At 68.8% G+C, this 12,513-nt stretch carries 9 protein-coding genes; 6 read left to right on the forward strand and 3 right to left on the reverse strand.

Annotated features, from left to right (window positions below; all coding sequences use genetic code 11):
- The first annotated feature begins 86 nt into the window (after positions 1–86).
- From IPG50_20775 to IPG50_20785, 3 genes are read left to right on the forward strand one after another with little or no spacing between them, the layout of a single operon-like run.
- Entirely contained in the window at positions 87–3,098 is a 3,012-nt protein-coding gene (locus IPG50_20775; GenBank protein ID MBK6694619.1) for a DEAD/DEAH box helicase family protein, read from the forward strand.
- Positions 3,095–3,643 carry a DEAD/DEAH box helicase gene (locus IPG50_20780; GenBank protein ID MBK6694620.1) on the forward strand — a complete coding sequence of 183 codons (549 nt, stop codon included), beginning with the start codon at positions 3,095–3,097 and terminating at the stop codon, positions 3,641–3,643. The genes IPG50_20775 and IPG50_20780 overlap by 4 nt, the downstream gene beginning before the upstream one ends.
- Positions 3,640–4,584, forward strand: a complete 945-nt coding sequence (locus IPG50_20785) for a hypothetical protein (GenBank protein MBK6694621.1) — start codon at positions 3,640–3,642, stop codon at positions 4,582–4,584. Before IPG50_20780 ends, IPG50_20785 begins: the two co-directional genes overlap by 4 nt.
- Here IPG50_20785 and IPG50_20790 read toward each other — a convergent pair.
- The 3 genes from IPG50_20790 to IPG50_20800 form a co-directional block, all read right to left on the reverse strand.
- Positions 4,562–6,064 carry a hypothetical protein gene (locus IPG50_20790; protein MBK6694622.1) on the reverse strand — a complete coding sequence of 501 codons (1,503 nt, stop codon included), beginning with the start codon at positions 6,062–6,064 and terminating at the stop codon, positions 4,562–4,564. The two genes, IPG50_20785 and IPG50_20790, sit on opposite strands and share 23 nt — an antisense overlap.
- A complete protein-coding gene (locus IPG50_20795; protein ID MBK6694623.1) occupies positions 6,061–8,025 on the reverse strand; it encodes a GAF domain-containing protein in 1,965 nt (654 codons plus the stop codon). Before IPG50_20795 ends, IPG50_20790 begins: the two co-directional genes overlap by 4 nt.
- 84 nt (positions 8,026–8,109) lie before the next feature.
- Positions 8,110–8,601 (reverse strand): UTP--glucose-1-phosphate uridylyltransferase, encoded by a 492-nt coding sequence (locus IPG50_20800; protein MBK6694624.1) that lies wholly within the window; start codon positions 8,599–8,601, stop codon positions 8,110–8,112.
- Positions 8,602–8,627: 26 nt separating this feature from the next.
- Between IPG50_20800 and IPG50_20805 the strand changes: the two genes are divergently transcribed.
- Genes IPG50_20805 through IPG50_20815 form a run of 3 tightly spaced genes read left to right on the forward strand, consistent with a single transcriptional unit; the run spans position 8,628 to position 12,498 of the window.
- Positions 8,628–9,671, forward strand: coding sequence for a YXWGXW repeat-containing protein (locus IPG50_20805; GenBank protein MBK6694625.1), 1,044 nt, complete (start codon positions 8,628–8,630; stop codon positions 9,669–9,671).
- Entirely contained in the window at positions 9,668–11,299 is a 1,632-nt protein-coding gene (locus tag IPG50_20810) for a transglutaminase domain-containing protein (GenBank protein ID MBK6694626.1), read from the forward strand. Before IPG50_20805 ends, IPG50_20810 begins: the two co-directional genes overlap by 4 nt.
- Before the next feature lie 5 nt (positions 11,300–11,304).
- Positions 11,305–12,498, forward strand: coding sequence for a VWA domain-containing protein (locus IPG50_20815; GenBank protein ID MBK6694627.1), 1,194 nt, complete (start codon positions 11,305–11,307; stop codon positions 12,496–12,498).
- Positions 12,499–12,513 lie beyond the last annotated feature (15 nt).

Below are 12,513 nucleotides of genomic sequence, written 5' to 3' on the forward strand. Positions count from 1 at the left end.
GCCCAACGTGCCCCTTCGGCGGAACGACCGCCCTCACGCCGGCCCCCTCCGCTCGGCTACCATGGTCGGCTCGCCCGACTGAAACCATGAGTCACGACGATCACTGGCTCGAGCGCCTCGACCTGCACGCGTTGCGGGCGCTCCTCGGAAAGCGCGAGCTCGAGCACGCGCTGTTGGGCCGGCTTGTCTACGTGGAGCCGCCGCGCATGACGAGCGATGGGCGCGTCTTTGCGACGATGGGCGACGCGTCGGGCGAGGGCCCCGCGGCCCTCGGAAAGAACGTCATGGGGCTCTCGCGCGTCACGCTCTTTCTCGCCGAACGCGAGGGCGCGCTGCGCGGTGACTGCTCTCGGTGCTTCACCCCCTTTGGGCCGTGCCTGCACATGGCGCAACTGGCCGTCGATCTCGCCGCCTCAAGGCCGCTCCGGGTGGCCCTGCAGACGGGCGCCGACGCGGCGCGCGCGTTTGGCGCCATGCCGAACCATCGCGAAGAGCGCCGGCTCGAGGCGATGGTGGACGCGACGCTAGAGAGCTGGCTCGGCCCCGGCGACGGAGCCGTGGTGACGCGCCTCGACATCGCAGCCACGGGCCATGGCGCCGACGAGACGGTGGGTGTGGCCTATGGCGACGCCGCCGCGCGCCGCACGCCGAGCCTCTCGCTCGCCGTGCGTGTTTATGGCGAAAAGAGGCTCGTGGGCGCGCGCGATCTCGCCCGCCTGCGCCTCTCGCCACGAGACCGCAACGTGGTGCGCTACGCCGAGGAGACCTCGGGAAAGAAGACCATCGCGGTGCGCGGTGCCTTCGCCTCGTTGACCCTCGAGGCCATGCGTCAACACGGCGGCGTCTTCGGCGCGGGCTTCAAGGCCCCGTTGGACTTTCGGTCGCCCGTCGTAAGGCCGTCGCTGGTGACGACGGCGACCTCCGTCGAAGGCGACGGCGCGCGCTCCGCCACCAAATTGCGAGCGCGCTGGGTGGCCGACGGCGGCCTCTCCATCGGCTTCGGCGACGCGCTCTTCTTTCCCGGGCCTTACCCCTTCATCTGGACGCGCGAAGGCGCCCTCTATCGCGTGGCGCGTGACGTCGACGTGGACGTCGCGAGTCGCTTGGAGGGGGCGCCGGAGCTGGTGATCCCCCATGGGCGCTTGGCCAACGTGGGCGGTCAGCTCCTTCGCTCGCTCCGTTCGGCCGGCGTTTCTCTTCCCGCGAGCGACACCTTTGGGCTGCCCCACGTGGAGCGGCCTCGCGTGATTCTCCGCCTCTCCGGTGAGCCTCTCGACTTCCAAGGCGAGCTCATCGCCGTCTACGCGCACGGCGAAGTCCCGCTTTTCGGACCAGCAGTGACGCGCGCAGCAGCGCCGCGCGACGAACAGGCCGAAGCCGACGCGCGCGCCCTGGCGGAGCGCGTGGGTCTCGTGGCACCAGCCGACGGCGAAGACACCCTCGACCCAAAGGCCGCAGTGGTCGGCGCCGCCGGCGAGCAGGCGGTGCAATTCTGGCAGAAGGGACTCCTCGAGCTTCGCGCGTGCGAAGAGCCACGCGTCGAGACGGCGCTGAGCGAGCGCCTCGCGCGCGTGCGCCTTGGCTCGGCCATTCAATCGCGCGTCCACGTCGCCCTCGAAGGCAACTGGCTCGGCACGCGCCTCGAGTTCACCGCCCACGACGTCCCCGTCGAACTCGCCGACATCCAGAGGGCGCTTCAGCGGAAGCACCGCTACGTGCCCCTCGACGACGGCACGCTGGCCAAGATCACCGAGTCTGTCGAGGCGCTCGTCGAAGAGGCCCGCGAGGTCATGGGGGCGAAGAGCGAAGCGCGCCTCGCAGCGCATCAGTTGGGCCGCGTCGAACGATGGCTCGAAGAGAACGACGGCCGCATGGACGCGTCGGTGGAAGGCCTACGGCAGCGGCTGCGCTCGCTCCGGATCGCCGAGCCGGACTTGCCTCAGTCTCTCACGGGGACCTTGCGTCCCTACCAAGAGCGAGGCCTCGCGTGGCTGCAATTTCTGAAGGCCCTCGGAGCGGGCGGCATCCTCGCCGACGACATGGGCCTCGGGAAGACCATCACGACGCTCGCGCTGCTGGCTCAATGGAAGGAGGCGGAAGGGCACGCGCCGTCGCTCGTTGTCGCGCCGACCTCCGTCGCGTCCAACTGGCTGCACGAGATCAAGCGATTCGCGCCGAGCTTGCGCGCCCACCTGCTCCATGGGCCCCGCAGCAGCCGCACGGCGGAACGCATCTCGGGTCACGACGTCGTCGTCACCACGTACGGCGTTTTGCGGCGCGACGTCGAATGGCTCTCGGCGATTCGATTTCGCGCGTTGGTGCTCGACGAGGCGCAACAAGTCAAGAACGCCGATGCGGCGACGAGGCGCGCCGCCGCGCGTATCGATGCCGACGTGCGACTCGCGCTCTCGGGCACGCCGGTAGAAAATCGCCTGCGCGAGCTCTGGTCGATCGCGAGCCTGGTAAACCCGGGCATGCTCGGGAGCGTCAAGTCCTTCGAGCGACGCTACGAGCGCCCCGTGGCCACGGACGTCACGAGTCCGAGGGCCCAAGAGCTGAAGGGCCTGATGCGGCCCTTCTTGCTGCGCCGAACGAAGAGCGACGTCTTGCCGGAGCTGCCGCCCAAGACGGAGATGAATCGCTTCGTGACGTTGACCAAGGAGAACCGTCGCCTCTACGACGCCCTCGCGCTCACGCTCCGCGACTCGGTGCGTCGCGCCTTCGAAGACAAGGGCGAGGTGGGCACGCTGACGGTCTTTACAGCGCTCTTGCGCCTCAGACAGATGGCTTGCGATCCGCGGCTCGTCGACCCAAGCAAGCCCGCGGCCATGAGCGCGAAGCGGGAGGCCTTTCTTGAGCTGGTGCACGAGCTCGCGCGCGAAGGGCGGCGGGCCCTCGTGTTCTCTCAGTTCGTGGAGCTGCTCACGCTTTGGCGACGCGACCTCGACCTCGCCGGGATCCGCTACGAATACCTCGACGGGCGAACGCGCAAGCGTGACGTCCCCATCGAGCGCTTTCAGAACGGTGACGCGACGCTCTTTCTCATCTCGCTGAAGGCCGGGGTGCCGGCCTCAACCTCACAGCCGCCGACACGGTGATTCACTGCGACCCCTGGTGGAACCCGGCGGTGGAGGATCAAGCCACGGACCGCGCCTATCGCATCGGGCAAGACAAGCCGGTGACCGTGGTGCGGCTCTTGGCCGCCGGCACCGTCGAAGAGAAGATCCTCTCGCTCAAGGCGAAGAAGCGCGCCATCGTGAACGCCGTCGTGGACGATCGCGCGCGCGCCCTCGAGGGCCTCGGCGAAGACGATGTCCTCGCGCTGCTGGGGGACGTGGAGCGAGTCGCCGCGTCGGACGACGAGACCGACGGACGAGCCGCACTCCCCACCGACACCATCGCAACCGACTCCGCCGTCGTGGATCCGCTCTTCGAGGACCTCGTCTTGGGCGCACGGCGTTGGCTCGAGACGACCGGCGGCTTCGAGTCTGAGCTGGCGACGATCCTCGAGCTGCCGGTCCCTTTTGCGTCGCGCCTCGCGCGCGGCGAGCCGTTCCCTTGCTCACGGAAGGTCGCGGACCGTGTTCATGAGCGGCTGGCGCTCTTTTGGCGCGGCCTTCCGACCCGAGAAGAGGCCGTTTGACGCTCCCCTTCCCGGTTCACGTCGCGTCGGGCAACCTTGCGGAGATGGCGCGCGCCTCGCACTGGGCCTTCGCCACGGCGAGCGACGGTCCGCGGCTCTTGCTCGTCACGCCAACGGAAGAAGGCGAGCTTGCGGGCGCCTTCTCGGCCGCCGCTCCCAGCGCGTTGTCGCGCGCTTCCGGCGGCCCGGCGGTGCTCGCGGGCCCCGCGTCGCTTCACGTCATGCTCTCGCTTCCGCGCGAAGACACGTGGCTCGCTTGCCCGCCGGACGCCATCCTGAACCGTCACGTGCGACCGCTCCTTCGCGCGCTGTCGCGGCTCGGCAGCCCGGCGAGCTACTTCGGCCGCGACTGGATCAGCGTTCGCCACCGTCCGGTGGCGCTCTTGGCCTTCGCACACGACGCGGCGTCACGGCGCACGCTCTTCGAGGCCTTCGTGGCCATCGCCGACCCTTTCGCGAGAGACGCCCGCTCGTCGTTCATGAACAAGAAGTCCGCGACGCTCGAGGAGGTCCTCGGCAAGAAGGTCGACAAGAAGGCGCTGACGGAGCACGTCGCCCGTGCCTACGGCGAGGCGGCCGGCGCGAGCGTGGAGCGGAGCGACGCGCCGCTGACCGATCTGTTGGGCGACTGGCAAGTAGCGCCGCCACGCGCGCGCGCATTAGCCTGGGCTGAGACCGTCGCGGCCCCCATCGGCGTTGTGGGCATGGCGGATTGCGACGGGGGCGTTCGCCTCGGCGGCGACTTCATGCTTTCGAGCGATGTCGCGGCCGCCATCGAGGGGAAGCTCGCGCCACAAGCAGGCGCCGCGGAGCTCGAGGCTCTCGTGCTCGACCTCTTAACGGTGACCGACGCGGCCCTCTACGGGTTCCGCTCCAAAGAGGAATTTGCCCAGCTCGTCGTGCAGCTTCACGCGAAGCTCAATAGGAAAACTGCCCCATGAGCGAGAGCACTTCACTCTGACGCGTGGATGCGGGCGCCGGCGAAGAAGGCGCGTGGGTGCGGTCGAGCACGTGATCGAACTCGAGCACGACGCGGGCGACGCGGCCCATGTTCCGAGCGAGCGCGACGGCGAAGGTGTGCCGTGAATCGTCGGGCTCCGACGCGTCGGGCGTGTACGTGTCGTAGCGGATGCCGAGGGTCAGGGCGCGGAGATCCTGCTCCAGTCGCAGCCATGCGCTACGGGGATCGAAGTTCGGCAGCCCCGGCCCGTCGGCGGGGAGCGCGAGCAGGAATGGATAGGCCACGCCTCGATCCATATTTCGACCGACGACGACCTCGCCGGAGATGCGCGTCTCGGGAAAGTTGCGCGATACGCGACCACGAAAGAGCGCGTCGATCACGAGCGCGGCGCGGGGCCGCTGCTGCACGCGAAACGTCTGCGCGTTGACGACCTGACCCTGGCCTCCATAGCCACCGACGCCCACCTCAAAACGCTTGAGGTCGAGGGCGACGCGAGCCGTGACGTCTTTGGTCTTGTTGAGGTCGGGCGTGCGACCGAAGGTCGGCTCGCCAACGGCTACGCCGTTGACGACGGCGAGATCAACCGTGAGGCCCACGGAGGGCACGCGCCGCCGGAAGCGGACGCCCATGTCGGCGTCTTCAGGGAACATGGCTCGCGTCCCCCACGCTCGCTCCACGAAGATGCGGGCGGCGTGTGGCTCCGCGAGATCGCGGCTGAAGGGCACAGGAAAGAGGCCGGCGCCGACCTCGTAGCGCGGAACCCGCTCGCGCGTGGAGGCCATCAACTCGATGCGACGAGCGATGGTGCCGCTCGCTGGATTTTCCCGGTCCGCGAGGTTGGGATCGATCTCAAAGACGGCGCCGAAGGGCGAGCTCGTGCGGAGCGTGAGGCCAAGCCGCGCGCGGCGCAGCCGAAACGTGGCGCGATTGGTGGTGCTGCCGTCGCCGCGCCCCAAAGTGGTGTTGGGCAAAACGCCTTCGGGGAGGGTGCCGTCGGGCCCGGCGTTCGGCGTTGAAGACGCGTCGAAGATCTCCCAGGCCAGCTGAGGCTGGAGAAGCATCGTCACGCGGACCTTGGCGTGGTGACCACCGATGCTGAGACCTTCGTCGTCTGCGTCGTCGTCGCCGGGCCTCGTGCAACCGCTCGGACGGCTCCACGGCGAAAGGTCGACGGCGGGGGGCGTGGGCAGCACGGTCGCTGGTGGCGCGCCCGCGTCGACAAAGGGATCGGGCCCCAGGGACGGGTCGACGGTTGTCGTTGGCGACGGGGCTGTTGGCGGCGGCGCTGTTGGCGAGGCGTCGACACCGGCGTCCGCGTCGGCGGCGATGGCGACGGGCGTGGCGCCGGCGTCGGCCGGCTCCGCCGACGCAACCCTCGAGACGAGAGCTGTCGCCGCGGCGAGCAGCGTCGCAAGGTGGAGCCTGCGAGCGGTGGAACGCGGGGCCGAGAGTGACCTCACGGAGTTCCCGCGGCGACGCGCTCCCAAACGCGTGCCTCGCGGAAGATGCGCACGAGGTCCACATCGAGGTGCCCGTCTTTGACGCCGAAGTCGAGGATGTCGAGCGCTCGATCGACGGGTATGGCGCGCTTGTAGGGCCGGTCGTTGGCCGTCAACGCGTCGTAGATGTCGGAGATGCTCATGAGCTTCGATTGCACGGGAATCTCTTCCGCGCGCAAGCGATTCGGATACCCGGTGCCGTTCAATCGCTCATGGTGCGCGCCGGCGATGATGGGCACGCGCCGGAAGGCTTTGCCCCACGGGATCTGCGAGAGAAACTTGAACGTGTGCGAGACGTGCGAGCGGATCTCGTCGAACTCTTCCGGCGTGAGCGAGCCTCGCTTCACGCTCAGCGAGCTCACCTCCGTCTCGTCGAGGAGCTGCTGCATCTCGCCGCGCAGGTCCGTGTAGGTCTCGCGCGCGAGGCGCTCGATGGTGGCGAAGTCGCCCTCCTGAAGCACCGTGGGCTCGTTGGCGTGAAGCACCGCGGTGTAAGCCGCCTCTATCTCGAGACGCCGCTCCACGAGCTCGCGCTCAAGCGCCTCCAACTCGGACTGCGCTCCGCCGCGCTCGAGCACGCGAAGCTTGCGGCCCACGATCTCCGCTTCCAGCGAGCGCACCACGAAGTCGAAGCGCCCGCGGATGAGCTCGAGCCGTTCGTCGAAGAGCTTCTTCGCCTTGACGAGGACCTTCTCGCGCACGCCGATCTTGCCGAAGTCGTGCAGGAGGCTCGCGTACTCGAGCTCGCGCAAGTCTTCGCGACTGAAGCGCGCGCTGGCGTAGGCGCCGTCGGGCACGCCGTCGACGATCTTCGCGAGCTCGACGGTGAGATCCGCCACGCGACGCGAGTGACCGCTCGTCGTCGGGTCGCGAGACTCGATGGCCTCGACGCTCGCCCGCACGAAGCCCTCGAAGAGCTTCTGGATCTCGTCGTAGAGCATCGTGTTCTCGAGCGAAACAGCGGCCTGCGCCGCGAGCATGCCGAGCAACTCTTCGCTGCGTTCGTCGAAGGCGATGACCTGGGCTTCGACGTCGGCGCGAGAACGGAGCTTCTCTTCCGGTTCGCGCTTCTTGTTGATGAGTTGGATAACGCCGATGACCTCGTCGCGCTGCGAGACGAGCGGCATGGCCAACATCGATCGGGTCGAATATCCGATCTTTTCGTCGAAGCTCTTGTCGAACGAGTAGGGCGAGCCGGGCGGCAGCTCGTAGACGTTGGCGACGTTGACGGGCTTCTTGGTTAGCGCCGCGGCGCCGGCGATGGACCGCATCGAGATGGGCATCACGAACTCGCGCGAGTCGAACGTGAGCGAGTCGTTTTGCGTCAACTTGAAGCGCAACATGGGGCGCTTTTCGTCGCCCTCGACGACGTAGATGCTGCCGGCGTCGGCGCCGGTGATGAAGCGACTCTTCTCGAGGATGATGCCGAGAAGCTTCGAGACGTCACGCTCGGTGCCCATCGAACGCGCGATGTTCAAGAGCTCACCGAGCTCGATGCGATAGCGGTCGAGGCTCTTGCCGCGGCTCTCGGCGCGGGCTCGCGCCTCGAGCAACTCGAAGGCGCGCGACACCGCGACCGACAGCTCTTCCGACGACGGCGTCGCCGAGATCAAGCTCGCGAGCCCCTTGCCGACGACCGTCGTGGCGTCGGTGGCGGGGTGCCCCAGGAGCACCATCATGGCGCTCCCGTCGGCGAAGCGCTCCATGAGCGGCTTCATGAGATCGCGGCCCTTGTCCCATACGATCGCGGGCACGAGCAGCACCGCCAAGTCTCCACGCGAGAGCAAGAGGAGAAGCGGGTGAGGTCGCGTGCAACCAGTGGCGCCGAGCGATCCGCCGCGAATCGTCTGCGCGAGCCCGTCGAGCAGCTGCGCCAGCTCGGTGGCGGCCAGCGGTACCTCGAACGATTCGGCCGAGTTCATCGCGCGTAGTGTAACTGGATCTCGGGCCGCAGAGCCGCCTTTGGAGGCGCCTTTGCGCCTTTGCGAGGGCGCCGGGCGGCGCTCTCAGAGCATGCCCCGCGAGGTCGCGACGGCTGAAAGCTCCGGTCCGCGGCGGGCCAGCTCCTCCGGGTCCTTCACCGGCAGGAAACGACTCGTGCCCCCGTCGCGGGGGACCCGCACGTAGGCCGCGGGAAGCGCCCGGGTGAGCTCTTGAACGAGCCGCTCGAACTGGATGGCCTTGCGGCCGTGGGCCGCTTTCTCAACGCGAAACCAGGTCCAATCGATGGCCGCTTCGTCGAGCGCCGCTGCGTCGACAAGGAACGTGTTGGTGTTGAAGACCTTGATGCGACTCGCATCAAAGCCCACCGGCAGACGGAACTCCTCGACCACTTGGAGTGTCCCTTCCGCGTGCACCGGCCCTCCCCCCTTGTCGAGCGGCGCCTTGTCGCACACTTCCACCATGACCTTCTTGCCGCGGTCACGCTGTTCCAAGAAGAGGCCCAGGATGACCGGGTCGACGGTCGCTCCCAGGTTGTCGAGGTTGGCGATCCACACGACGGTGCCGCCCGGGGAGAGGCGCGGTGCCGACGGAGCAATTCCGAGCGCCGAAGGGCGTCGGGAAGGTCGCCGTGGCCCGTGGCGTAGGTGCTGGGAGCCCCCGCATCGTCGCGGAAGAGCGCACCCTCGGGGGTCAAGCGCAAGGAGAGATCCTGAACGAACGGCTCGACATGCGCTCCGGCGCCGTACCGCTTGAGCGCGGCGGTGGTCGGTTCGTGGGTGGCATCGCTCGCCATCAACCAGAGGGGCACGGGTTTTCCGTAACGCCGGCCCACGGTCTCGTTCTCTCGAAGGCGCAGCTCCAGGAACGTGCGGCCACGGACCGCCGGCACGAGGGCCTTCACGACACCGCCCATGCGAGTGGCCATGCCGCCGGCGAGCACCACCATGGCGACCTCGCCACGGGAAAGGGCCTCCTCGCCCCGAGCCCGGAGGCGCGCCTCCTCTGCGCCCGTGTCGGGAATGCGGAGGAGCTCGTCGTCGGCGGGCGGCTCAACGGGGCCCTTCAGGCGGTTCTGGTCGGCGAACGACGGGTCGAGGCGGTCGGCGAGCGCCAGGAATCGGAGCTCGTCGAAGCCGTGCGCCGCGAGACGAGCGCGGAGCGCCTCGGGGAGACCGGCCAGCTCGAGCGAGAGTGCATTGCGGGACGACATGATCGGTCGATGGTACTCTTCGGAGGTCTCATGCATCAGCGGCTTCTCTCCCCGGCGCGTCTCTCCACGGCGCTCCTCGCCACAGCTCTCCAAGCGGCCCTCGCGGGATGCGTCGCTGGGGTAACGGCGACGCCGCCGCGAGGGCAAGTCGTGAACAGTCCCCCGCCGCCGACGCTCGTCGAGACCCGCTCACCACCACCAGGTCCGCAGGCGACGTGGGTGGCAGGCTACTGGCATTGGAACGGCGCCACGTACTCGTGGATCCCGGGACACTGGGAGCAAGCACCGCCAGGCATGGCCTGGTACGGCCCGACCTACGGCACCTCGCCCGACGGCAGCTACCTCTACGAACCCGGGGCTTTCCGTCCCGGCGCGCCGACGGCGGTGCCGCCGAAGGCCAACGCCCTTCGGTGAGCACCCTGCGAAAGAGCATGGGGCAGAAACACCTCGCCGCGCTCGGGCCCCTCGTCGCCTGGATGGCGTTCGCCCTGTCGGCGCACGCGGCGCCGGCCGTGCTCCACGAGCCCATTCCTGACGACGCCCGCGTCGACCTCGCGCTCGGCGCCGTGATGCCAGGCGACGTGCCCGCCGTCGTCGAGACACCGGGCGGCCTCATCGGCGCGCCCGACGTGCGGCGGCCCCTGTCGACCGGCGATAGCGCCTACAGCCAAGGCCCCGCGACGTCGGTGCCCGGTCTGCAGCCCGATGCGACCTTCGTGCCGGATCGCGACACGAGGCGCCCCGACAGCTTGCCCTACGACGATCCGTTCACGCCTTCGAACGCGCCTTTCAAGCGCCTCGTGGCCTTTGACGCGGTGACGCGCGACTTCGCGCTGACCGTGGTGCGCCCAGACCTTCGACCGTTGCCCCGCTCCACGCAGGTCGACGCGGCCGACGATCGCTTCTTCGCCGACATCGTCGTCGAGGGGAAGCCCGGTCAACGGGTGCGCATTCCGACGGTGGGCCCCGACACGCGCGTCATCCACGCGCACGCAGCCTTGGGGCAGAAGGATCTGAAGTTCCAGCTTCTCCGCGACGATGCCGACAACTGGTTCGTCGAGTTCCCACAAGAAGGCCGCGCGCGGCTCGTGCTGGACCTCGCGATTCGTCGCGCGAGCCTGGGTGGCGAGCTGCACGCAGCGAACTGGGGCGAGTTGCCCAAGGTGGCTGCCTTGCCGGCGAACGTCGCCGCGTCCGCGGCCGTGGTGCTCGGCAAGCTCGGGCTCTCGCGCGAGCAAGCGCCGCGAGACGTCACCCGGAAGCTCGTGGCCTACTTTCGCGCGTTCCGCGACTCGGAAGAGCCGGCCAAGGCGGAACGTGATGTCTACATCGATCTGGCGTTGGGCCAAAAGGGCGTCTGTCGACACCGGTCGTACGCGTTTCTCGTGACGGCGCTCGGCCTGGGCATTCCCACGCGAATGGTCCTCAACGAAGCGCACGCGTGGGTCGAGGTTCACGACGGCCAGCTGTGGCATCGCATCGACCTCGGCGGTGCGGGCCGCATGCTGACGCAGTCGATCGCCAACAAGCCCGTGCACCAGCCGCCACCCGACACCTTCGGCTGGCCGCCGGGCGCCACCCGCGGCGAGGACATCGCAGGCCTGCCGCGGCCCGGCGCGCAGCCGAGCGGCTCTCTCGCCGACGCCGGAAGCACCCCGCGCTCGCCCGCCTCGAGCCAGCGGAACGCGACGCAAACGAGCGGAGACGCTGGCGCCGCCATCGGACCTCGCAGCGCGCCGAAGGCGCCGGAAGATCTGCGGCCACCCTCCTCCATCCAGGTGACCGTCGAGAACGAAGTCGTGCGCCGCGGGGGTCCGCTCAAAGTGTCGGGCTCGGTCACGGCAGACCGCGCGCGGTGCGCCTTCGTGACCGTCGAGATCCTCTTCCGCTCCGCTGTGGTGGAGCGCCGCGTTGGAACGGTAGCGACGAACGCAAAGGGCGAATTTGCCGCCGCCGTGACCATCCCGCCGCAACTCGCCGTCGGCGACTACGATCTGGTGGCGCGGACCGAGGGCGACCTGCGCTGTGGAGCGGCGCGGTGAGCGCCATCCTGGTGCCCTTTCTCTACGAGCTGCGCGCCAAGAAGCTCAAGGTCGGCCCGCCGGAGGCTCTCGCGATGGCGAGGGCGCTCGCCCGCGGCTTGCACGAAAGCTCGCTCGACGGCTTCTATCACGTCGCCCGCGCGCTCTGCGTACACCGTGAGGCGGACCTCGACGCCTTCGATCAGGCGTTCTCTTCGCACTTCAAAGGCGTCACGCTCGAGGCCATCGCCATCGCCGACGAATTGTCCCAGTGGCTCAGCGATCCCATGGCGCGCCGCGAGCTCTCGCCAGAGGAGCGCGCGCTCCTCGAGAGCCTCGACGTCGACGAGCTAAGGCGGATGCTCGAGGAGCGGCTCCGCGAGCAGACCGAGCGGCACGACGGCGGCAACAAATGGATCGGCACCGGCGGCACGAGCCCTTTTGGCGCGCGCGGGACGCACCCTTCGGGCCTGCGCGTCGGCGCTATGGGTGGAGGCCGGAGCGCGCTTGGCGTCGCCGACGCGCGTCGCTACAAGCCCTACCGCTCGGACCTCGTCCTCGACGTGCGCCAGATCGAGGTGGCGCTAAGAAAGCTCCGCGCCCTCAAGCGAGAGGGCGACGTCCTCGAGCTCGACATCGAGGAGACCATCGAGGAGACGGCGAAGAGCGGCGGCGAGCTCGAGATCGTGCTCAAGCCGCCGCGCCGCTCCAACGTCCGCGTGCTCTTGCTGATGGACGTGGGCGGTTCGATGGATCCCTACGCGGAGCTGGTTTCGAGGCTGTTTTCCGCAGCGAAGCGCGCAAAGAACATCCGCGAGCTCAAGACCTTCTATTTCCACAACTGCATCTACGGTCGGCTCTACGGCACCGAGACGTTCACCGAGCCGATGCGCGTCCGTGATGTCATGGACGCCACGAGCGCCGATTGGAAGCTCGTCCTCGTCGGCGACGCGGCGATGCATCCGGCCGAATTGCTCGGCGGAGGCGACTGGGCCGAGCTCTCGTACCGACCGAGCGAAGAGCATCGGACCGGCATCGCGTGGATGCAGCTCCTCCACGATCACTACAAGAAGTGCGTGTGGCTCAACCCCGAGCCCGAGTCTTACTGGCGCGCGGGGACGGCGAAGTTGCTCTCGGACCTGTTCCCGACCTTCGAGCTGACGCTCGACGGCATCGCGCAGGCGGTGGCCGAGCTCACACGCGGCAAGTCGCGGCGGTGAGCGACGGAGGCCGCT

The sequence above is a fragment of the Myxococcales bacterium genome (assembly GCA_016703425.1).
Taxonomy (GTDB): Bacteria; Myxococcota_A; Polyangia; order Polyangiales; family Polyangiaceae; genus JADJCA01.

Bases quoted from the DNA above. Each gene is read 5' to 3' on its own strand.
- IPG50_20775 (MBK6694619.1), top strand. From the start codon at position 87: ATGAGTCACGACGATCACTGGCTCGAGCGCCTCGACCTGCACGCGTTG.
- IPG50_20795 (MBK6694623.1), bottom strand. From the start codon at position 8,025: ATGAACTCGGCCGAATCGTTCGAGGTACCGCTGGCCGCCACCGAGCTG.